This window comes from Peptoniphilaceae bacterium AMB_02, from assembly GCA_036321625.1.
Lineage (GTDB): Bacteria > Bacillota > Clostridia > Tissierellales > Peptoniphilaceae > Microaceticoccus > Microaceticoccus formicicus.
Window position 1 is genome coordinate 1818686 of sequence record CP143259.1, and the last position, 22644, is coordinate 1841329.

The window sequence follows — 22644 nt, forward strand, 5'->3', positions numbered from 1 at the left end:
TTACCTGACTATCCAGGTTCCTGTTTGTCCTTTTAATCCATCCCCTGCTTTTTCAAGAGATGTTATCAAAGTCTTTCTACCCTCTTTTGATTCTGCAAATTCAATAGCTGCCTTGATTTTTGGAAGCATAGAACCTGCTGCGAATTCGTTCTTTTCAATATACATTTTTGCATCTTCAACACTCAACTCGTCAAGCCAAGTTTCATCTGGTTTTCCAAAGTTGATAGCAACTTTTTCTACTGCTGTTAATATTATTAATGTATCAGCGTCAACTGTTTGAGCCAGTCTTACTGAAGTAAGGTCTTTATCTATAACTGCATCTATTCCTGTCAGCTTTCCGTCTTGATAAACAACAGGTATTCCTCCACCTCCTCCGGCTATTACGACCGTTCCGGTATCTACCAAATAGCTTATTGCAGCACCTTCGATTATATCGATCGGATGAGGTGAAGCTACTACCTGTCTATAACCTCTTCCGGCATCTTCAGCTACCGATACCCCTGTCTTTGCAAGTGCATCAGCTTCCTCTTTGGTCATAAAGCTACCGATTGGTTTAGTAGGATTTTTAAATGAACTGTCTTCTATATCAACCAGCACTTGAGTTACCATAGATACTACATTGATATCCAGATTTCTCGATTTAATCTCGTTATGTAGTGCACATTGCAAGTGAAATCCGATATAACCCTCGCTCATTGCGCCACATTCCGGGAATGGCATTTCAGGGATCGTAGGATCTGTTTTAGAAGCAGTATCCATAGCTTTTTTAATCATACCGACTTGTGGTCCATTTCCATGACATATAGTCACTTGCACTCCACTTTCTACTAGGTCTGCAATCGATTTCGAGGTCTCAAGAACTGCAGCCTTTTGCTCATCAGGTGTATTACCGAGAGCGTTTCCACCTAGGGCTATTACAACTTTTTGTTTCATGGTTAACTCCTCATCTTTATGGAGGGGAGAATAATCTCCCCTCTCATTATTCTTTCTGTACTATATTACTCAGCTACGTATGCAGTTGGTAGAGCTGCATAAACTGCTGCACTTTGTACTAAGTCGTCTTTCCATGTAACTTCGTTTGGAGCATGTGCTTGAGCTTCAGCACCAGGACCAAATCCAATAACAGGAATATTATGTCTTCCCATGATAGCTACACCATTGGTTGAGAAAGTCCATTTGTCAGTAAGTGGTCTAGCTTTTCTCATTTCGATTTGGCTAGCAGGACCTTGTCTCTCATCTCCATATAGTCCTTTATGAGCAGCTTCTAAAGCTTTAGTTACTTTATGATCTTCTGGAATTACCCAAGTTGGGAAATATGCGTCTTGCTCATATGATAAACCTGTCCAAGATGGTCTAGCGTATTTGTATAGAGAAACTTTTGCACCATGCTTTTTAACTGATGGTAAGTTTTCAATTTCTTCTATACAGTATTCCCAAGATTCACCAGCTGTCATTCTTCTGTCTAGAGAGATAGAACATGAGTCAGCAACTGCACATCTTGATGGTGAAGTGTAGAAAATTTGTGAAGTAGTAACTGTTCCTCTTCCAAGGAAGTTAGCTTCTTTCCACTCAGGATTGTATTTTTCGTCAAGCATTTTTACAAGTCCTTTGATTTCAACGCCTTCAGCTGGGTTTTCGTTTAATGCTTCAACTTCTTTAAGAATGTCAGCCATCATGTAGATAGCGTTCTTTCCTCTTTCAGGTGCAGAACCGTGACAAGATACTCCTTGTACGTCTACTCTGATTTCCATTCTTCCTCTTTGACCTCTGTAGATTCCACCATCAGTTGGCTCAGTAGATACTACGAACTCAGGTCTGATATTTTCTTGCTCGATCATGTATAACCAGCAGTTTCCGTCACAGTCTTCTTCTTGAACAGTTCCTGTAACTAGTACTCTGTATTTATCGTTTAGAAGATCAAGGTCTTTCATTATTTTAGCGCCATATACTGCAGAAACAATTCCGCCTAATTGGTCAGAAGTTCCTCTACCACCGATAGTAGTCTCATCTTCGAATCCTTCATATGGATCGAATTCCCAGTTGTCGATATTACCGATACCAACTGTATCTATATGAGCGTCAAATGCGATTTGTTTTTCTCCTGTACCCATTTCTCCAAGTACATTACCTTGCTTGTCGATCCAAGCTTTGTTGAATCCAACTTTTTCCATTTCTTCTTTGATTCTTTTAGCTTTATCGCCTTCCTCACAGCTTTCTCCTTTAAGAAGGATTAAGTCTCTAAGGAATTTAGTCATATCTGCTCTATAACTTTCAGCTTGTGCTTTTATAGCTTCAAAATCTAAATTTAATTCTGCCATTATATAAATCTCTCCTATTCTTGTTTTATATTATTAGTCTATTATTTTACTCTTGGTACTGCAGCGTCTTTAAGTTCTTTAAGTGTTTTTTCTGCATTTTTCATTTTTTGTAAGAAGATCATAGCTGCTATTACATATGGCTTATAGCTTGCTTCTTTGTATAGAGGTATTCTATATCTGTCAAATACAGACTCGTCAACTTCTCCTTCTTCACAGCTAAGTCCTGTGATGTCTGCTGGTAGACAGTGCATGTAAAGAGCTTTTCCGTCTTTAGTAAGTTTCATTAATTCTTCTGTACAAGCCCAATCTTTATGATTAGCATTTTCTTTTAATAATTCTTGCTCAAGTACGTCTATTTCGTCAAATTTGCCGTCTCCGTAAAGAACAGTTCTCTTTTCCATTGCTGCAAATGGTGCCCAGCTCTTTGGATAAACAATGTCAGCGTTTTCGAAAGCTTCAGCCATACTATTTGTTTTGCTGAATTTTCCGCCGTATTGCTCAGCATTTTTCTTAGCAATTTCTTCAACTTCAGGCATTACTTCGTATCCTTCCGGATGTGCAAGTACAACTTCCATACCGAATCTGGTCATAAGTCCTATGATTCCTTGAGGAACTGATAGTGGCTTACCATATGATGGAGAGTATGCCCAAGTCATAGCGATTTTCTTACCTTTTAGGTTTTCTACTCCACCAAACTCATGGATAATGTGAAGCATGTCTGCCATAGTTTGAGTTGGATGGTCTATATCACATTGTAGGTTAACGATAGTTGGTCTTTGCTCTAGAACCCCGTCATTATGTCCTTCTTGAACATATTCAGAAACATTCTTCATGTATGTGTAGCCTTTCCCAATATACATGTCATCTCTGATACCGATAACATCTGCCATGAATGAAATCATATTTGCAGTTTCTTTTACAGTCTCACCGTGAGCGATTTGTGATTTTCCTTCATCTAAATCTTGGATCTCTAATCCTAGCATATTACATGCTGATGAGAAAGAGAATCTGGTTCTTGTAGAGTTGTCTCTGAAAAGTGAAATTCCAAGTCCTGAATCAAAGATTCTAGTTGAAATATTGTTTTCTCTTAAGTCTCTAAGTGCATCCGCTACTGTAAAGATAGCTTCTAATTCGTCTTGTGTTTTATCCCAAGTGTGTAAAAAATCCTCATGATATAGGTTTGCGTAATCCAATCCACTAAGTTTTTCAAGTAATTGCTCAAAATTCATTCTTCATTCTCCTTTTTATTTTTATTATTTTTATTATTTTTATTATTTTTATTATTTTTTATAAGTTTGGGTTTTTCCCATTCCAAACAATATCTCTGTAGTTCTTTGCATCTGTATCTCCTTCAGTACTGAAGAATAATACAACTGAGTTTTCGTCCAGTCCAAGAGCTTCTTTGAATTCTGCCAGTTCAGGTTTTTCCATGATTTGCGATACAACGCCTAGAGTTGCAGCTCCACTTTCTCCGGATATAACTCTCTTGTCATCTCCAAGTGGATTTCCTAATACTCTCATTCCGTGAGCTGCTGAATCGTCCGGTACTGATAGGTAATGTTCAGCATATGAAGAAAGTACATCCCAGCCGATTGTACATGGTTCTCCACAAGCCAGTCCCGCCATTATTGTGTCCATGTCGCCAGTTACAAAGTGTAATTGTCCATCATCCGCTTTAGCTGTCTTAAATATACAATTTGCTTTCTCAGGCTCTACTACTGTAATTACAGGTTTGTCATCTCCCTTATATACTGAGGAGAAGAATCCTGTAACAGCAGATGCCATTGAACCTACTCCTGCTTGTAGGAATATATGAGTCGGCTTAACTCCTTTAGCTTCAAGGTCGAGATAAGCTTCATAAGCCATTGTAGTATATCCTTGCATAATCCAAGTAGGAATATCTTCATAGCCTTCCCAAGCAGTGTCTTGTACCATTACATAACCAAACTCTTCTGCTTCACTATTACATAATCTAACGCATTCGTCATAGTTCATATCTTTGATTTCAGCTTTTGAACCACAAGCTCTAATATTTTCAAGTCTTTCAGTAGCTGATCCCTTTGGCATATAAACTATAGACTTTTGTTTAAGTTCCATAGCAGTCCAAGCTACTCCTCTACCATGGTTTCCATCAGTTGCAGTTATAAAAGTTACATCTCCTAGTTCCTTTTTAACTTCGTCTGAAATTAATTTTGAATATGGAAGATCATCCAAGTCCTTTCCAAGTAATTCCGCAATATATTTACCTATTGCATAAGATCCGCCAAGTACTTTAAACGCATTTAGACCAAATCTATAAGATTCATCCTTGATAAATGCATTCTTTAATCCTAGATATCCCGCTAAGTTTTTTAATTCTACTAGTGGTGTTTTTTCATACTGGTCAAAACTGGAGTGGAAAGCAAGTGTAGATTTAGCTACATCTTCATTTAAAAATTCTAATGGTGCTTTCTCTCTCTTACTTAGATCGTGAGTGACTACTTGATATTTTTCTGCCATTATCTCAACCCTTTCTTATGTTTGTTAATTTCTATCTACGACTACATAATGCAACATGCGTGCCAAGTTGTAAAATTTATTATATTTTATTAATTGTTTTTAAAGAGATTTTTGATTGAATTTATCCCGAAACAAGCATTGAATACTAAAAAATAATCAAACTCATTAGTTTTCTTGATGATTTCAAGGTAAAAATAAAGAACCCTAATTATCAATACGATAAATTTTATCGTAATGATAATCAGGCTCTCGAAGATATCATTTTCCCACATTCTTGGAAATTTATTTTTTATCAATTTGATAATTGTTTGAATTCATGCGATTTAAGCCTATCATTAAAGCCTCCAAAACTGCACCACCTATATTTCTGGCTTTATCGGATATCGTAAAACAGTACTTTTCAGCATCATCTCTCGGATCTATATCAGCTATCTTCGTATGTTTTCCAACCACTGCGCCGTCACGAATCATACCTCTTACTACTCCATCTATGTCGGCTTTTACTTCGACATCGTTTGCACACGCAATGACGTCTCCTTTTTTAACTCTTTCGGTTATATCTTTTACTACCTTGATGGTTGACTTCATAGGCGAATAATAAACTCTTTCATTATCATATCCTCCAATCAGTCCAGGTTTATGTGTATTTTCAGCAGCGAATCCCTCGAATATTATTCTTCCCAGATTATGTCCTCTATTAGTTTCAATTACATAATCCACATCGCGGCCGGCATAATATCCCGGTCCTAAGGCAATAGTAATCGGTGCCATATTTCTATTGGTTCCTATATTTTTCTTTGCAATCGTGGCGTCTATCACTGCAATGGGTTTTATTCCTTCTATAGAATTTCCTTCTACATCCTCTAATACAGGGATTATTCCCTTATTTATAGTGTCTAATGCTTCAGAGATGTCTTTAACCCTTTTTGCAGTCATATCTTCAACCTCGGTCAATCCGCTAACCATAGCTTCAGCAACAGATACTGTTCTTCTTATGCATAATGGATTGCCACTCTCCAGAACCAAGACGTTAAAACCGGATCTATAAAGTTTTTGAATGCAACCGGTAGCAACATCTCCTCCGCCTCTTACTATCACTATTTCTTCAATAATCATACACAATACCTTTCGTAATCTTCCATATTATCAATATCTATACCTTGTAGACCATCTTCAATTTCTATAAATTCAACATCCGGTAGATGCTTTTCAATAATCAGCCTGCCCCTTTCCTCTCCTTTTAACGCCATTAAGTCTTCCTTATATATAGAAGAGAATATCACAGGGCTTCCTCTCTTGGCATTATATACGGGTATCACTATACCTTTATCTGTTTTACCGAATTCCTCGATTAGTTTTTCAATCGTTTCAGCTTTTAGAAAGGGTTGATCGGCCACAAAAAACATTATAGCATCGAAGTCTTTCAGCTCCTGCATGGCCAGTACTATTGATCTACTTTGTCCCAATTTATAGTCTTCGTTTAGAATAGTCATAAAACCATGTTTTTTGCCGTAGTCGAGGATTTCTTTATCCTTAGAAACCAGTACAACTTTATCTAATTTTGCCTTACTTACTTCTTTAATAATGTATTTATACATCTCCATTCCCTTTACAGGGAGTCTAAGCTTGTCCGTTCCCATTCGCTTAGACATCCCCGAGGCTTGGATTACTGCACAAATTCTCATTTTTTAGCCTTTTTATAGAAAGTGTCTTCCATCGGTAATTTAGTCCTAAATATTCCATCTTTCTTATAGTATGCATTCTGAATTGCTGGTGCTGCAGGAATTGCCGCAATCTCACCGATTCCCTTTGCACCGTAAGCCAAGTCTACATCATTATTAGCTTTAAATATTACTTTTATTTCAGGTGCATCTGTTGCTCTAAGCAGTCCAAGAGTTCCGTATTTAACCTGAGGTATTCCGTTTAATAGCGGGAAGTCTTCAGTTACGGCATAGCCCATAGACATTAGTACCCCACCTTCAACCTGCCCTTCTGCAGTCGTTGGGTTAATTATTGTTCCTGAGTCATGAGAAGCCAGTACTTCTATGACTTTTCCTTCACGGTCTATAACTACAACTTCAGTAGCATATCCATAGGCTACGTGGCTTACAGGATTTGGTTTTGGTGATCCCATCGGATCAGAATCAAATGAATACTCTCCGTAGAATATCTCACCATTTAATTCGTCCAATGTCTTTGTTTTGAGAGCTTCTCTAAGTTTATTTCCAGCAGCTTTTACAGCTTCTCCTGTGAATACAGTCTGTCTGGATGCAGTCGTTGTTCCCGAGTCCGGTGTAAGTAGGGAATCAGGATGATCTACTACGATATCTTCCGGTTTTAATCCGGTCGAATTTATAGTCATCTGATAAATAATAGTCTGAAGTCCTTGTCCAATAGCTCCTGCTGAAGTTCTAATATGGACCTTACCGTCTATAACTGCAAGTTTACATCTTCCTATATCCGGAACTCCAACACCAAGACCTGCATTTTTCATTGCACAAGCTATACCTACATAGACATCGTCTCTTTTTGACATCTCCTTGTAGTAGTCTTCAACGGCCATAATAGTTTCGTATATGGAAGTTCCCTCATCAGCTATCTGTCCATTAGGTAATGATTCTCCAATTCTTACTGCATTTCTCTTTCTCATTTCCCATCCGGAAATACCAACTTGCTCGGCTAAATCATTGATACATGATTCCATTGCGAAGCAAGATTGCGTTACTCCAAATCCTCTAAATGCTCCTCCCGGAGGATTGTTTGTAAAGTAGGCTCTTCCTTCTATGTCTACATCTGTAAAACTATATGGTCCTCCTGCATGAGTACAGGCCCTTTGTAGAACCGGTCCGCCCAGCGATGAATAAGCACCTGTATCTGATATGATTTCGGCTTTCATTCCTTGTAGTTTACCGTTTTCATCACATCCAACTTTCATCGTAATCCACATAGCATGTCTCTTAGGATGTACATTTATACTCTCTTGTCTGGATAGGAGAACTTTCACAGGTTTCTGGCTAAGATAAGCCATAAGTGCTGCATGATGCTGTACCGACATATCTTCCTTACCACCAAATCCGCCACCCACATATGCAGATTGGATTCTTACTTTCCCCTCTTCCAAACCCAACATATCTGTCAGTTCTCTATATTCGTCAAATATACCTTGTCCACTTGTTATTACTCTAACTCCTCCGTCTTCAGGTATGGCAACTGCAGCTTCCAGGCTCCATGAAAGCATGCTCAGTAAACGGTACCTGGAATGTATGCTCAGAGAAGTATTTAGATCTTGCAAATGCAGCTACTACATCTCCACGTTTAAGTGCTTGATGGCTCATAACATTGTTTACAGGGATGTAGTGACTACCAAATTGTTTAAAGCCCTCACCATGAATCTGCGGAGCATCATCCTTCATTGCCTCGAAAGGATTATTTACAGGTGGTAATTCTTCATATTCGATCTCTACTGCACCGGCTGCTTCCTCAAGCATTTCTTTGGTTTCTGTAACGATAAGTGCCACAGCATCGCCTATAAACCTGGTCTCTTCCCCGACTGCAATCATTACGGGATAGTCTTTCTGAAGGTGACCTATATATCTGTCTCCAGGTATGTCATCAGCTGTATACACTCCAATAACGCCATCCATTTCAAGCGCTTTGGATGGGTCAATCGACAGAACTTTACATCTTGCTGCCGGCGGTCTTATAGCTTTTCCGTATACCATTCCCTCTACTTCATAATCATCTGCGTATTTCGCAGTTCCTATAGTCTTAGGTATTGCATCTACACGCATTGTTCTCTCGCCGATAGCTCCAGTATCAGTATTTTCCGGCACTTCATTTCCGGTCCTGATAAGTTCTGCAGCAATTTCTATGGCATCAATTATTTTGATATAACCTGTACATCTACAGATATTACCTCTTATTGCCTTTTTAATTTCATCTCTTGCAGGATTATTGTTCACATCTATCAATACTTTTGCAGCCATTACCATCCCAGGGATACAGAATCCGCATTGAACAGCCCCGGCTTTTGCAAATGCATAACCGTAAACGTCTCTTTCTCTTTCTGACAGTCCTTCGATTGTGATAATCTTCTTACCTTCAAGTTTTGATAATTTCATTATACAAGCACGTATGAGTTTCCCGTCTGCAATTACTGAACAAGCACCACACGCACCAGCTGCGCATCCGTCCTTTACACCCTTTAGTTTAAGTACTTCTCTCAAATAGTCTATGAGTTTTAAATCTTCCTCATGCTGATACTCTACTCTGTTTACGTTTAAATTAAACATAAGCTCCCCCTTTATAATTATGATTTGGTATCGTTATCAAATATATTAAATGCAAGTTTTATACCAATTAATCGATACACAAATTCTTCACATTATACTACTTTTAGTATATTAGTTTAGATTATACTCAACTATTTTTCTATATAATGTGGCTATTCCGATTCCCAGTTCTTTTGCCATTTGATTTTTTCCTTCTGTTGTATTGGGGTATAGTTTCATCGCCTTTTCTATCTCGTTCATTTCAAGTAATTTCAAGTTTCTAATCTTATCATCCAAGGAATCATTCTCAGGTTCCGGATGAAGTATCCCTCTAGGAAGGGTGTCATCATCAAGTATTCCGTCATCCATCATATTTACCATAAATTCCACGACATTCTCAAGTTCTCTGACATTGCCATACCATGGGAATGCCTTTAGTTTATTCATAGTTTCGGGAACTATGGTCTTGATTTCTTTGTCCATAAGTGCTGAGTATCTCACAGCAAATTCTCTGACCAAGATTTCAATATCTTCTCCTCTGTCTCTAAGCGGCGGTATGACTATAGGTATTACATTTAATCTATAGTACAAATCTTCTCTAAATTTCTTCTCTTCAATCATCGCTTTTAAGTCTTTGTTGGTAGCTGCAATAATCCTAATATCTAGAGGGATTACACCATTTGAGCCTATTCTGGATATCTTTCTCTCTTGGATTACTCTGAGTATTTTCGTCTGCAGGTAAAGCGGCATGTCCCCAATCTCATCCAAGAATATTATCCCCTTATTGGCAAGTTCAAATTTTCCGATTCTTCCATTTGGATCAGCTCCTGTAAAGGCACCTTTTACATAGCCGAAGAGTTCACTTTCAAGTAGTGCTTCAGGTATGGCAGCACAGTTTATGGCTACAAATCTCTCATCAGATCTGTTAGAGCTCTTCCAAATTGCAGTGGCAACCATTTCCTTTCCGGTTCCACTCTCTCCGGTTATAAGGACTGTAGATTTTGAGTTTGCAATTTTTTCTATACTCGACTTTAGATTGTTTATCTCCCTGCTGTTTCCAAGGATAAGTTCTGTCCCGCTGGCGTGAACAGTCGTGGTCATAGAGTATATATCGGACGATACTTTTTTACGTTCTTTAAACAGGAGTATCTTTTTATACATTTGATTATTGCTGATCTCGTATATATCTCCGTATACAAAATACCTGTTACCACTGAGTTTAATCTTATACTCTTTATAGTTGTTTACGGTATCTCCAGTTTCCTCTAATTCTATTTTTTCATTTTCTATTATTCGACTAATTCCAAGCTGCTTCTTAGCACTTGGATTAATCATATTTATATTATCATCATTGTCTATTATAATTGCACCTTGATCCATGTTTTTCATTATCAGACTGAGCATTTGTACCATCGCTTTTTTCTCTTCATCTTCGATAACTTCTATTACCTTAAGAGAAATAAAGTCCGCTATCTGATCAAGGTATTCTATGTAGTAATTAATATTCTTAAGTACATACTCTCTCATTTCTTCCGTTGTGCACACCATTCCGATAACCCCGAGTATATCTCCGTGGACATTGATTGGGGTTGATATCTCAAGAGTTTCTATACAATCGTGTTTATTTGGACAATTTTTACAGAGTTTATCTTCTCCTGGCTCCGTTATTATCATTCTCTGTCCGGTTTTTAAGACATGTTTGTAGATTTCTCCCCAATCGGATATATTGTCTCCAACAAAGTCTTTAAAAAATCCCGTTCCTGCTATTCTCGTTAGTTTATAATTTATTATTTCGACATCTACTTTTGCTATCTCAGTAGTAATTTTAGCGTATTTAGCTATTATATCTTGGATTTCTATCAAATCAAACATACTAACCCTCCATAAGATTATTTAGTATTTTTCACAACTCTAATGTCAATTCCAGCTATTTCATCCACAATATTTTTATATATACAAAATCTCTTCCATTTTTATTATATCATCATTTAGAGAATTTTTTTAATATATGTTAATTCTTTATATATTTTGTTAATAATATTTTACTTATTTTCTTTTGTTTGTCAAAGAGATTTAAAGGGTAATATATTATTATAGACTTAATTTGTATTGAAGGTGGTTTTATGATTGATAAATCGAATAAAAAACAATATTTTTTAGAATACTTTAAAATACTTATTAGAAAGGTAAAAACAGGTGACCTAGTCAGTTCAGGTGCAATGCTCGCTTATTTCTTGCTTTTCAGCATGTTTCCTTTTCTGATGTTCTTTCTTAATATCCTTGCATTTCTAGTTGAAGGACGAGAGTCGGAAATCTTTAGAGTTCTTAAATTTTTGCCCGACAATGTTATTTCAGTTATCAGACCTGTTATCGTAAGTTTGATTAATTCCAGTAGTGGTACGCTCTTATCCATCACACTTATTATTGCATTATGGTCAGGCTCTAACGGGATAATGAAGCTCATACGCGAGATAAATAATGCATTTGGTCATGAAGAAAGTAGGAGCTTTATAAAAGATAGAATTATAAGTATTCTGTTCACCATTGCTCTTTCTCTTATACTCATACTCATGATTTCAGGTAGGGTCTTCGGAAATGTAATCATCAATGCAGTTTATTCTTTTATAGGTCAAAACGAATACATCGGTATATTGTGGAATTATTTTAGATCCCTTGTTCCGTTATTATTTATGGTACTGGTCTTTACACTACTGTATAAGATTGCCCCTAATAGAGGACCTAAGACCAAGATTAAGCTTCTAGATGTTATTCCCGGTTCTATATTTACTAGTTTTGCATGGATAATACTGACTATCGCATTTGCTTACTATGTTGATAATTTCGGTAATTATGACAGGACCTACGGAAGTATCGGAGGAATTATCGTATTGATGACTTGGCTGTATCTTTCCTCTATGATAATGATTCTAGGAGCCTATATTAGTTCAGCTTTGATTGAAGTTAAAAACATGAAGGATTATGACAAGACTATACATGCAAGTATTAAGAAAACTAAAAAAGCTCGTAGTCATTGAAAACTACGAGCTTTTTTCTATTTTATTTACCTTTTATTTTTGAACTGTATAGTTTATCTACAAAGACTGCTATAGCATTGTCTCCGGAAACATTCGCTGCAGTTCCAAAACTGTCTTGGGTAATATAAAGCGTAATCATAAGTTGTTGTAATACTTCTGTTGTGATTCCAACCATTGGTAGGAATGGAAGTGCTGCCATTATAGCTCCACCAGGTGCTCCAGGTGCTGCTACCATCGCTATACCAAGCATAGCAATAAATCCAACAATCATGGTAACATTATGTGGCATATTGTTCATTAGAAGTACAGCTGTAGAACAAGAAGTAATTGTAATCATGGATCCTGCAAGGTGTATTGTAGCTCCTAGAGGAACGACGAAATTACGTATATCTTCAGAAACGCCGTTTTTCTCAGCACATCTTAAATTTACAGGGATAGTTGCTGCAGAACTTTGAGTTCCGATTGCAGTCATGTATCCAGGAATTTGGTTTCTAATAAGTGTAAACGGATTCTTTCCTGCATATGTTCCAAATACGATAAATAGTAATGAAACATATAGAAGATGCATTATAATTACTATTATAAATACTTTCCAGAATACTGATAGTACACTAAATACTGATCCTGAGTAACTCATATTTGCAAAGTTACCGGCAATATAAAGTGGTAGTAGCGGAATTATGATAGTATTTAATACTTTAACGATTATTTCTCCAAAATCTGAGAATGCTTCGTATAGGACCTCTCCTTGTCCTTTTGATCTAAGCCATGAAATACTTAGACCCATCATAAACGCAAATACTATAGCTGCAGTTACATCCAGCATTGGTTTAAGCGGGATTGTAAAGAAAGGTGTTAAACCTTCTCCTGCTTCTGAGATTTTCTGAACCAGTTCAGCAGTAATAAATGATGGGAACAAAGTTGAAGCTACTATATAAGCCAATGTTCCTGCTACAAGTGTGGAACCGTAAGCAGTAAGAGCAGTAATTCCAAGTAATTTACCGGCTCCTTCTGTAAGATCCGCAATACCTTTTACAACGAATCCAACGATCATTAGCGGGATTACAAAGTTTAGGAATCCGCTAAATAAGCTGGAAATTGTTATCAAAACTCTTAACAACGCGGGCGGTATGAACTTTAATTGCCCTAGGATTATACCTACGATAATTGCAATGACGAGTTTAGAAACAAGCCCCAGTTTGAATGGTTTGTTTGCCATTTTAAATCCTCCTTAAATAATAATTATACCTCATTATATCATAAGTTAGTGACTTTTAATACGATTTGTTGAGAAAATATCACAATTATTAAGATGGTTTAATATTTAATTAATCGATTCTTCTTCCCGATGTTAAAGCCATTATCTCGATTGTTTTAGGTTTGGATTTTTTAATTTCATCAGTCAAATGTTTCACTGTGGCACCTGTAGTAAGAATATCATCTACTATTAAAATCCTTTTCCCCGATAGATTTAAGTTTTTAAGTTTAAAACTCCCGATTAAGTTTTTCATCCTCTCAGATGAAGTTAATAGATGCTGAGGAGGGGTGTTTTTGATTTTCACTACCACCTCTGTATCATAGGGGATTCCGGATAACTCAGAGATCCTCTTTGACAAGAGCTCCGATTGATTAAATCCCCTTATATTCTCAGCTCTTCTATGCATCGGTACCGGTATAATAAAATCTATACCATCCAGTATTCCGGACGATTTAGCTCTGTCATACATAATCTTACCAAGCGATTTATAGAGATAGGCTTGACCTTTAAACTTAAATCTATCAATTATGCCACTCAAAAAATTATTTAGAAAAAGCGTATAATTAATTTTAACATCCGCCTCGTCGAAGTAAGACATGTCAACATAGTCCAGTCTTTTATTGCAATCATGGCATATGCCGTTTATATCAGCTACTTCATACTTACATAGGGCACATTCTTCTTCTGATATATACAATAATTCATCAATAATTTTCATTATATTTCTCCGAACAATTCAGCTTTTACTTTCATCCTATATGCTAAGGAAGAGTTTCTCTCTGCAATTGTATTATTGTCTATCATCCTCTTTAATACCTGCTCGTCTCCCACGAGGACTACGAGTTCTTTTGCTCTGGTTATTGCAGTATAGATAAGATTTCTAGTCATCAGCATATAGGGTCCCGGCATTATCGGTATTACTACAGCTTTAAACTCTGAACCTTGTGACTTGTGTATGGTGATGGCATAGCTAAGCATCAATTCATCTATATTCGTCTTTTCATATTTCGAAATCCTGCCGTCGTCAAATCTGATTACCAGAGTTCCTGTTTCTGCATCTATATCAGTGATTAAACCCATATCTCCATTGAATACGCCTTCCTGCTTGATTCCGTATTCATCAGTGTACTCCATACTGTAATTATTTACAGACTGCATAATCTTGTCTCCAACGCGGTAGACTTCATCCTTGAATTCTATTTCTTTTTTGTCTGTTTCAGGATTTAACGCACTTTGAAGGTATCTGTTTAACTCTTCAGTACCAACCAAACTTCTTTTCATTACCGACAGGACTTGTATGTCCTCTACAGAATTATATCCATAGAAGCCCGGTAATCTTCTCTTTACTAAATCTACAATGGTATCTGCAGTATGTTTCATTGAACCGGTTCTGATAAAGAAAAAGTCTTTACCTTTTTCATTTACTTTTGGAAAGAGTCCCGTATTAATAAGATGTGCGTTGGTAACAATATTACTGTCTTCGTCCTGTCTATATATGGTGTCCAGTGTTATCGTCTTTGCATAGCCCGATTCTATAATATCCCTTAATACATTTCCGGGTCCAACAGAAGGCAGCTGATCGATGTCTCCTACAAAAACAATCGAGGAGCTAACCGGTATTGCATCTACGAGTCTTGCAGTGATTTCGATATCCATCATGGAAGCTTCATCTACTATGATAATGTCGCCCGAAATCGGATTATTTCTATCATGCTCAAAAGTAAGGTATCCGTCGTCCTGCTTTGTATATTTTAATAATCTGTGGATTGTCGATGCCGGTATCCCGGTACTTTCTTCCAGTCTCTTAGCAGCTCTACCGGTTGGCGCACAAAGAACTACCTTATTTTCAATTGCACTTGCAATATCTACAACGGATTTTATAATCGTGGTTTTTCCCGTACCCGGTCCACCTGTTATAACTGTGACTTTATTTTTAAAAACTTCTTCAACTGCAGACTTTTGCTTAATATCCAGTTCCAGCTTATGGTCGACTTGAATATCCTTTAACTCAAAAGCTTCATTTTTCTTTAGATGAATGGACTGAATTAGCCTGGTTGCAACTAAATCTTCAGCATTATAAAGAGCTTCATAATAAATTAATTCCCTTCCATTTATGCTATCCTTTACCAAACTTCCGTCCATTATTTTTAACAGCATGACACGCTGAACTGATTCGGAAGGTATCCCAAGCATTTCTGAAGTTCTGACAACTAGATCATCGGTGTAAAGAAAGCAGTCTCCATTATTGATTGACGCCTGACCTAGAGTGTATTTGATTGCAGAGTAGATTCTAAATTCTGAATCAGGTGCTACCCCATTTTGAATAGCTATCCTGTCGGCTATTAAAAACCCGATGCCTCTGATATCTTCGATAAGCCTGTATGGATCGCGCGTCACCTCTTCAATGGTATCTTCTTGGTATCTCATGTATATTCTGGTTGCTTGACCTATAGTAAAACCCATTTCTTGCAGAAACAGAATTATCTCACGACTGTTTTTTTGCGACGCCAAACTTTCGGCAATTTTCTTTATTCTCTTCTTCCCTATCCCTTTAATCTCAAGTAATTTATAAGGGTCTTCTTCTATTATTTCAATAGCATTTTCACCTAAGTGATTTACAATTTTTTTAGCCGTAATCTTACCTATATGAGGTATCAGACCTGAAGATAAATATTTTATAATTCCTGTTTTGGTTTTAGGCATTGAAATACGAGCAGTTTCTACCTTAAACTGCTCTCCATACCTTTCGTGATAAACTATCTCGCCACATAAGACAAAGTTTTTATTTATTTCCGTGGCGGGCAATGGTCCGACCACCGTTATCTCTCCATCTTCAGTTTCAAATCTGGCAACGGTGTATCCGTTCTCTTCATTTCTATAGATTATAGAATTAATTATTCCTTCAATTTCCAGCATTACAACCTCAACTATCAATTCAAATTTATAAAAAAAGAGAATCTTAAGCAAAACAATTCATAAGATTCTCGATCATTTATTAGTCTGTAATTCTATCTATATTTGCTCCTAAACCTCTGAGCTTACCAACTATATTATTGTATCCTCTATCTATATGATAGATATCACCTACCGAAGTAACTCCGTCAGCAATAAGTCCGGCAAGAACAAGTGCAGCGCCGGCTCTTAAGTCTGTGGCTTTCACATTTGCTCCTTTAAGTTTAGGAACACCTGCAATCCTCGCCTCTTTTCCTTCGGTTACGATCAATGCACCCATCTTTTGTAATTCGGCTACATGCATGAATCTATTTTCAAAAACCGTCTCCTCAACCTTTGATATACCTTCACAAATTGTCATAAGTGCCATAAATTGTGCCTGCACATCAGTTGGGAATCCTGGATATGGAAGAGTTTTAATTCTGGTTCCCCTTGGTCTATCGGGACCTACAACTCGAACCTTATCTTCATTTTCGAATTCAGTAATAGTACAGCCTATCTCTTTAAGTTTTGCAATTACCGGTCTGATATGACTAGTTATAATATTGTCTATGGTGACATCACCTTTAGTAATTGCAGCTGCAACCATAAAAGTAGCGGCTTCAATTCTGTCAGGGATAATCTGGTGAGTACATCCTCTTAACTTGTTAACGCCTTTGATTCTGATAGAAGAAGTACCTGCTCCCTTTACATCTGCACCCATTTTATTTAAAAAGTTTGCTAAATCGACAATTTCAGGCTCTTTGGCAGCATTTTCTATAATCGTCTCACCCTTAGCATGAGTCGCTGCCATCATGATGTTTTGGGTAGCTCCAACCGATGGGAAATCCAGGTAAATTATGTCCCCAATAAGTCCCTTCTCAGCCTTCGCTCCAATCACGCTGGTATTCTCAACGATTAATGCACCCAGTGCCATAAAACCCTTTAGATGAAGGTCTATAGGTCTGGATCCTATAGCACAACCTCCTGGCATATGAGTCTCAGTTCTTCCGAGCCTTGCAAGAAGCGGTCCCATAACCAAAAATGAAGCTCTCATCTTGCTCATAAGAGCATATGGTGTTTGATATGAATTTAAATTTGCTGAATTTATTCTAACTGTATTTTCATCTAAATATTCTGTTTCAGCTCCAAGCTCATTTAAAACCTGAAGTATAACTTTAACATCCGCTAAATTTGGAACATCTTCCAGGATAATATCCTCAGTTCCCAGAAGTGAAGCCGCGATAATCGGCAAAGCTGAATTTTTAGCTCCATCTATTTTAACATGCCCCTTTAAAGGCTCACTCTTCCTTACTATAATCTTCTCCAAAACTAACCTCCGTAATCCTTCCTTTATTCACGCCTATTATTATAACATATTTTCAAAATATACTCATCAAATTTATAACCCACAAAGCGGGTCAGGCTTCCATTATTTTATTTTTTGCATATATATCCAATTAAATGTATAGCTCATTTAGTTCAAATTTTATTTCATTATATATATTTAATAAACCACTATCTATTAATCCACGCAAAAACTCACTTCTTATCCCCGATATTCGCGATCTTGATACATTGATGTTGTTTGAAATGCAATTATCATCCTCATCGCAGAATTCATCACAGAGCAGGACCATTAACCTCCTCTTATTTGCTAGACTAAGATGCAGTCTTTTTTCCTTGTTGTAGTTTTCTAAAATACTTTTTATTTCTTCTGATGCTATAGTCCTTTTTCCCTTCGATTCGACTTTATCTTCTATGTAGATCTCTGATTTACGCTCTTCTAATTCTCTACCTTTTAGATACTGCGCCTTTACATGGTCTTCATTTACTTCACCCAGTAACCATAGATATTCGGGCAATACTTCGTTTACATTTCTATCTATTATGTCAAACAAATAGTGGACATCGGCTATATTCTTTTTACTCGGCTTTAGTATCTCCATGTGACTTGACCATCTATAATCATTTAAATCATCGACTATGCCGGCTTTTTTTGGATTGTTGTTAATATAGGCAATTAAAGAAAGCAAATACGCATCGTCTGCAACAGGTTTAGATTTAAACCTTTGATGAAATACATGTCCTATAGAATTATATTTTTTATTAAAGTACTGAGTGTAGGATTGCTGGATTCCTTGCATGGTCTTAGATAGATCAACTTCACTTTGTTTGATAAGCAAGTGAACATGATTGTCCATAAGACAGTATGCTAGTAATTTAAACATATGACGATTCTTATACCTTTCGATTAGCTGTAGATACCTGATTCTATCATTGTCCTCATTAAAGATATCTTCTTTGTTATTACCTCTTGCAATGACATGGTGTATCATACCGGCTTGCTGAACTCTAAGTTTTCTTGGCATTTTATCACCTCTTATATAGAGTATAACATATTTATACATTTTTTAGTAGAAATAAAAGCCTGACCCCATTTTGTTGTTGGTATTGTCGCGTTTATCGAAATGGTAAAATGTATAAAATAAAGAAGAGCTGATGTTTTAGCTCTTCTTCGTTTTGGTATTTATTTGGTTTTAGCCATTTTTTGCTATTATTTCCTTAACCTTCATAAGTCTTGTTATCGTAGCTCTTTCGTTTTCGTCGAGTTTCATACGGATATACTTTATGGTTTCTTGAAGGTCAGGGATTGTCCTATGTTCTAGGGCATTTACACGCCTTCTTGTCTTTTCTATTTCATCGGCCATTAGTTGGCATGCTTTCTCAACTTCTGCAAGTTCCAATAATTTTTTCATTATATTATTGAGTTTGAGTATTGCATCGTCAAGTTCTGCTGATGTATGGGCATAACCGTATGGGTAGATATTAGCATCTTCGTCGTCACCGGTGTTGAATGTCATCACCGGTATATTAACACTCATGACGTTTTTCTGCTGTATATCAACTGTTAGGTTTTGCTGTGGAAAAGATACGGCTTCTTCGAGCATTTCAGGACTCATGACAGCACTGGCTAGTAGAAAGTCTTTGAATGAATCTCCCAGCTCCTTTTCAACGTCCTCACGGAGGCTTTTGTTGTGCCTTACCAATTCTATAAATCTTCTCATGAGCTCGTCTTGCTTGTCTTTAAGGAGCTTATGTCCTCTTTCGGATGTTTTGAGTCTGTTTTTCAACATCGTCATCTGCATCCTGGTAGGATTTACATTGAGCTTAGCCATCTAATCAGCTCCTTTAAGCTTTATTGTCCATGTATTTTTCAATATACTCGTCTCTAATTCTCTTAAGTTCGGTTCTAGGAATTATCTCAAGCAGTTTCCATCCAAGATCAAGTGTATCAATGATAGATCTATTTGTGTAGTATCCTTGGTCTACGTATTCTTTATCAAATTCAGTTGCGAATTTTGCGAATGCTTTATCTGCATCTGAAAGCGCTGAATCTCCAAGTATTACTGCAAGTTCTCTGGCTTGTATACCTGCTGTATAAGCCGCGTAGATCTGGTTCATCGTATCTGCATGGTCTTCTCTGGTCTTGCCTTTTCCTATACCCTTGTCTTTAAGTCTGGATAGTGAAGGTACTATATTTATCGGAGGTTCAATTCCTCTTTTGTATAGTTCTCTGGATAGTATTATCTGTCCTTCCGTGATATATCCTGTAAGGTCAGGAATTGGATGTGTTATATCATCCTCAGGCATTGTCAGTATCGGAATCTGAGTTATAGATCCGTTTTTACCTTTGATTCTTCCCGCTCTCTCATATAGAGATGCAAGGTCCGTGTATAGGTATCCCGGATATCCTCTTCTCCCCGGTACTTCCTTTCTTGCTGCAGATACTTCCCTCAGTGCCTCTGCGTAGTTAGTAAGGTCAGTTAAGATTACCAATACGTGCATTCCTTGTTCGAAAGCAAGGTACTCCGCACAGGTAAGTGCCATCCTCGGTGTTGCTATCCTTTCTATCGCAGGGTCATTAGCAAGGTTCATAAATAATACAGCTCTGTCTATCGCACCTGTTTTTGTAAAGTCATCTATAAAGAACTGAGCTTCCTCGAAAGTGATACCCATCGCAGCAAATACTACCGCAAATTTGTCCCCTTCGCCAAGTACTCTTGCTTGTCTTGCAATCTGAGCCGCAACATTATTGTGAGGTAGTCCTGATCCTGAGAATATAGGAAGTTTCTGTCCCCTAACAAGTGTATTTAGACCATCTATACATGATAGACCTGTCTGAATAAACTCTTCAGGATAGTCTCTGGATGAAGGATTGATAGGCGCTCCGTTGATGTCGAGTCTCTTGTCCGGAATTATCGCAGGACCATCATCGATTGGGCTTCCAAGTCCGTCGAATACACGACCGATCATGTCTGCAGAAACTCCAAGTTCAAGAGGTTTACCAAGGAATCTTACTGAAGTGTCTTTAAGGTTAATCCCTGAAGATCCTTCGAATAGCTGAACCATCGCTTTGTCGCCGGTGATTTCAAGAACTCTACCACGTCTTTTCTCTCCGGTTTGCATTCTAACTTCAACCAGTTCTTCATATTTAATTCCCTCTACTCCCTCAACAACCATTAGAGGACCTACTACTTCTGTTATACTTCTATAATCTTTAAGCATTTGGGATACCTCCCTTTGCAATCAACTCTTCCATTTCTTTTGTTAATTGATCCTTAATTGCATCAATCTCTTCCAATTTGTCTTCAGGAGTATTTTTACTTCTCGTAATTCTCTCTCTGACAGGAAGTGCAAGTATTTCGTTCAAATAAACTCCTTGAGCTAATGCTCTATTTGCTTCGTGACCGAATTTAAGGATTAATTGCATCATCTTGTTTTGTTTTTGTAGTGAACAATAAGTGTCTGTTTCGTGGAAAGCATTTTGCTGAAGGAAGTCTTCTCTAAGTGATTTTGCAATCTCAAGTTTAAGTTGGTCTTCTTCAGATAATGCATCCCTACCTACAAGTCTTACTATCTCTTGTAGTCCTGACTCTTCAGATAATAGTGCCATAGCTTCGATTCTGTGTTTTGCAAACTCAGGATCTATATTTTGGTCAAAATACTCATCCATCTTGGTTTGATATAGTGAGTATGAGTTTAACCAGTTAATAGCCGGGAAGTGTCTTGCATATGATAGTGCATAGTCAAGTCCCCAGAAAACTTTTACAATTCTAAGTGTCGCCTGAGAAACCGGCTCGGAAATATCTCCACCCGGAGGTGATACCGCACCTATAGCTGTAAGAGCTCCTTCTCTGTCGTCATTACCGCTTGCAATTACCCTACCTGCTCTCTCGTAGAATTCAGCAACACGAGATGCAAGATAAGCTGGATAACCTTCGTCACCGGGCATCTCCTCAAGACGTCCAGACATCTCTCTAAGTGCTTCCGCCCATCTGGATGTAGAGTCAGCCATTAGAGCTACTGAATATCCCATATCTCTAAAGTATTCTGCAATTGTAATTCCGGTATATATTGATGCCTCTCGCGCAGCAACAGGCATATTGGATGTATTCGCGATTAGTACAGTTCTCTTCATTAGAGACTCGCCTGTTTGCGGGTCAATAAGTTCAGGGAACTCCATTAGTACGTCGGTCATTTCGTTTCCACGCTCTCCACAACCTACGTAAACTACTATATCCGCATCCGCCCATTTAGCCAACTGGTGCTGAACTACTGTTTTACCAGAACCGAATGGTCCCGGAATCGCTGCAGTTCCACCCTTTGCTACCGGGAAGAAGGTATCTATAATTCTCTGACCTGTAACTAATGGAATATTAGGGTCGAGTTTTCTCTTATATGGTCTTCCCTGTCTAACAGGCCATTTTTGCATCATTTGTAATTTGTATTCTTTGTCACCACTGACTGTAGCTATGTCATCAGCAATTGTGTACTCTCCGGATTTGATATCTGTTATCTTACCGGAAACACCATGAGGTACCATTATTTTATGCCTTACTACGGCATTTTCTTGAACCTCTCCAATTATATCTCCAGGAACTACTTCGTCTCCTACTTGTTTAACAGGTTCGAAATTCCACTTTTTCTCTCTATTCAGTCTAGGTACTTCCACACCTCTTACAAGGAAGTCCCCGGCTGCTTTTCTAAGTTCTTCCAGTGGTCTTTGAATTCCGTCAAACATCTCTTCAATAAGACCCGGTCCCAATTCTATCGATAATGGAGAACCGGTTGTATAAACATCTTCACCCGGACCTATTCCGGTTGTTTCCTCATATACCTGAATAGAGGCTTGATCGCCTCTCATCTCTATAATTTCGCCGATGAGCTTATTCTCTGATACTTCTACTACGTCGTAGACGTTGGCCTCATCCATCCCCTCGGCTACTACAAGTGGACCTGAGACTTTAATAATTTTTCCAACTTTCAAT

At 37.6% G+C, this 22644-nt stretch carries 18 protein-coding genes; 1 reads left to right on the forward strand and 17 read right to left on the reverse strand.

The window, feature by feature from the left end; genetic code table 11:
• From arcC to VZL98_08800, 9 genes are all read right to left on the reverse strand, one after another.
• A complete protein-coding gene (gene arcC / locus VZL98_08760; protein WVH62785.1) occupies positions 1-933 on the reverse strand; it encodes a carbamate kinase in 933 nt (310 codons plus the stop codon).
• Between the two features lie 65 nt (positions 934-998).
• The gene (locus VZL98_08765; protein ID WVH62786.1) at positions 999-2318 is read right to left on the reverse strand and encodes a YgeY family selenium metabolism-linked hydrolase; all 1320 of its coding nucleotides are present in this window, start codon (positions 2316-2318) and stop codon (positions 999-1001) included.
• Between the two features lie 41 nt (positions 2319-2359).
• Positions 2360-3547, reverse strand: coding sequence for a knotted carbamoyltransferase YgeW (gene ygeW / locus VZL98_08770; protein ID WVH62787.1), 1188 nt, complete (start codon positions 3545-3547; stop codon positions 2360-2362).
• Between the two features lie 58 nt (positions 3548-3605).
• Positions 3606-4817: a diaminopropionate ammonia-lyase gene (gene dpaL, locus VZL98_08775; GenBank protein ID WVH62788.1), complete on the reverse strand. Its 1212-nt coding sequence runs from the start codon at positions 4815-4817 to the stop codon at positions 3606-3608.
• Between the two features lie 282 nt (positions 4818-5099).
• Positions 5100-5933 (reverse strand): selenium-dependent molybdenum cofactor biosynthesis protein YqeB, encoded by an 834-nt coding sequence (gene yqeB / locus VZL98_08780; GenBank protein WVH62789.1) that lies wholly within the window; start codon positions 5931-5933, stop codon positions 5100-5102.
• The gene (locus VZL98_08785) at positions 5930-6502 is read right to left on the reverse strand and encodes a nucleotidyltransferase family protein (protein ID WVH62790.1); all 573 of its coding nucleotides are present in this window, start codon (positions 6500-6502) and stop codon (positions 5930-5932) included. Before VZL98_08785 ends, yqeB begins: the two co-directional genes overlap by 4 nt.
• On the reverse strand, positions 6499-8055 hold the full coding sequence (locus VZL98_08790; GenBank protein ID WVH62791.1) for a molybdopterin cofactor-binding domain-containing protein: 1557 nt from the start codon (positions 8053-8055) through the stop codon (positions 6499-6501). The genes VZL98_08785 and VZL98_08790 overlap by 4 nt, the downstream gene beginning before the upstream one ends.
• Positions 8015-9109: a 2Fe-2S iron-sulfur cluster-binding protein gene (locus tag VZL98_08795; GenBank protein WVH62792.1), complete on the reverse strand. Its 1095-nt coding sequence runs from the start codon at positions 9107-9109 to the stop codon at positions 8015-8017. Before VZL98_08795 ends, VZL98_08790 begins: the two co-directional genes overlap by 41 nt.
• Positions 9110-9220: 111 nt before the next feature.
• A complete protein-coding gene (locus tag VZL98_08800) occupies positions 9221-10960 on the reverse strand; it encodes a sigma 54-interacting transcriptional regulator (protein WVH62793.1) in 1740 nt (579 codons plus the stop codon).
• Between the two features lie 251 nt (positions 10961-11211).
• Here VZL98_08800 and VZL98_08805 point away from each other — a divergent pair, with 251 nt between their 5' ends.
• Positions 11212-12123 (forward strand): YihY/virulence factor BrkB family protein, encoded by a 912-nt coding sequence (locus VZL98_08805; protein WVH62794.1) that lies wholly within the window; start codon positions 11212-11214, stop codon positions 12121-12123.
• A gap of 22 nt (positions 12124-12145) precedes the next feature.
• On the opposite strand, the gene VZL98_08810 is transcribed toward VZL98_08805, so the two are convergent.
• The 8 genes from VZL98_08810 to VZL98_08845 all read right to left on the reverse strand — a co-directional run bounded on the left by VZL98_08810 (position 12146) and on the right by VZL98_08845 (position 22643).
• On the reverse strand, positions 12146-13342 hold the full coding sequence (locus VZL98_08810) for a dicarboxylate/amino acid:cation symporter (GenBank protein WVH62795.1): 1197 nt from the start codon (positions 13340-13342) through the stop codon (positions 12146-12148).
• 109 nt (positions 13343-13451) lie between these two features.
• Positions 13452-14099: a ComF family protein gene (locus VZL98_08815; GenBank protein WVH62796.1), complete on the reverse strand. Its 648-nt coding sequence runs from the start codon at positions 14097-14099 to the stop codon at positions 13452-13454.
• A complete protein-coding gene (locus tag VZL98_08820; GenBank protein ID WVH62797.1) occupies positions 14099-16297 on the reverse strand; it encodes an ATP-dependent RecD-like DNA helicase in 2199 nt (732 codons plus the stop codon). Before VZL98_08820 ends, VZL98_08815 begins: the two co-directional genes overlap by 1 nt.
• A 79-nt stretch (positions 16298-16376) precedes the next feature.
• Positions 16377-17642: a UDP-N-acetylglucosamine 1-carboxyvinyltransferase gene (gene murA, locus VZL98_08825; GenBank protein WVH62798.1), complete on the reverse strand. Its 1266-nt coding sequence runs from the start codon at positions 17640-17642 to the stop codon at positions 16377-16379.
• Between the two features lie 130 nt (positions 17643-17772).
• Entirely contained in the window at positions 17773-18723 is a 951-nt protein-coding gene (locus tag VZL98_08830; GenBank protein WVH62799.1) for a transposase, read from the reverse strand.
• A 129-nt stretch (positions 18724-18852) separates the two neighbouring features.
• Positions 18853-19491, reverse strand: coding sequence for a V-type ATP synthase subunit D (locus VZL98_08835; GenBank protein ID WVH62800.1), 639 nt, complete (start codon positions 19489-19491; stop codon positions 18853-18855).
• A gap of 13 nt (positions 19492-19504) precedes the next feature.
• Positions 19505-20881, reverse strand: a complete 1377-nt coding sequence (locus tag VZL98_08840; GenBank protein WVH62801.1) for a V-type ATP synthase subunit B — start codon at positions 20879-20881, stop codon at positions 19505-19507.
• On the reverse strand, positions 20874-22643 hold the full coding sequence (locus tag VZL98_08845) for a V-type ATP synthase subunit A (protein ID WVH62802.1): 1770 nt from the start codon (positions 22641-22643) through the stop codon (positions 20874-20876). The genes VZL98_08840 and VZL98_08845 overlap by 8 nt, the downstream gene beginning before the upstream one ends.
• Between the last annotated feature and the right edge of the window lies 1 nt (position 22644).

Excerpts from the sequence above, each read along its gene's own strand:
- ygeW (WVH62787.1), bottom strand. The coding sequence starts at position 3,547 with ATGAATTTTGAGCAATTACTTGAAAAACTTAGTGGATTGGATTACGCA.
- VZL98_08810 (WVH62795.1), bottom strand. The coding sequence starts at position 13,342 with ATGGCAAACAAACCATTCAAACTGGGGCTTGTTTCTAAACTCGTCATT.
- dpaL (WVH62788.1), bottom strand. The coding sequence starts at position 4,817 with ATGGCAGAAAAATATCAAGTAGTCACTCACGATCTAAGTAAGAGAGAG.
- VZL98_08815 (WVH62796.1), bottom strand. The coding sequence starts at position 14,099 with ATGAAAATTATTGATGAATTATTGTATATATCAGAAGAAGAATGTGCC.
- VZL98_08765 (WVH62786.1), bottom strand. The coding sequence starts at position 2,318 with ATGGCAGAATTAAATTTAGATTTTGAAGCTATAAAAGCACAAGCTGAA.
- VZL98_08830 (WVH62799.1), bottom strand. The coding sequence starts at position 18,723 with ATGTATAAATATGTTATACTCTATATAAGAGGTGATAAAATGCCAAGA.
- VZL98_08790 (WVH62791.1), bottom strand. The coding sequence starts at position 8,055 with ATGCTTTCATGGAGCCTGGAAGCTGCAGTTGCCATACCTGAAGACGGA.
- VZL98_08805 (WVH62794.1), top strand. The coding sequence starts at position 11,212 with ATGATTGATAAATCGAATAAAAAACAATATTTTTTAGAATACTTTAAA.
- VZL98_08800 (WVH62793.1), bottom strand. The coding sequence starts at position 10,960 with ATGTTTGATTTGATAGAAATCCAAGATATAATAGCTAAATACGCTAAA.
- VZL98_08785 (WVH62790.1), bottom strand. The coding sequence starts at position 6,502 with ATGAGAATTTGTGCAGTAATCCAAGCCTCGGGGATGTCTAAGCGAATG.
- VZL98_08835 (WVH62800.1), bottom strand. The coding sequence starts at position 19,491 with ATGGCTAAGCTCAATGTAAATCCTACCAGGATGCAGATGACGATGTTG.
- yqeB (WVH62789.1), bottom strand. The coding sequence starts at position 5,933 with ATGATTATTGAAGAAATAGTGATAGTAAGAGGCGGAGGAGATGTTGCT.
- VZL98_08795 (WVH62792.1), bottom strand. The coding sequence starts at position 9,109 with ATGTTTAATTTAAACGTAAACAGAGTAGAGTATCAGCATGAGGAAGAT.
- arcC (WVH62785.1), bottom strand. The coding sequence starts at position 933 with ATGAAACAAAAAGTTGTAATAGCCCTAGGTGGAAACGCTCTCGGTAAT.
- VZL98_08820 (WVH62797.1), bottom strand. The coding sequence starts at position 16,297 with ATGCTGGAAATTGAAGGAATAATTAATTCTATAATCTATAGAAATGAA.
- VZL98_08840 (WVH62801.1), bottom strand. The coding sequence starts at position 20,881 with ATGCTTAAAGATTATAGAAGTATAACAGAAGTAGTAGGTCCTCTAATG.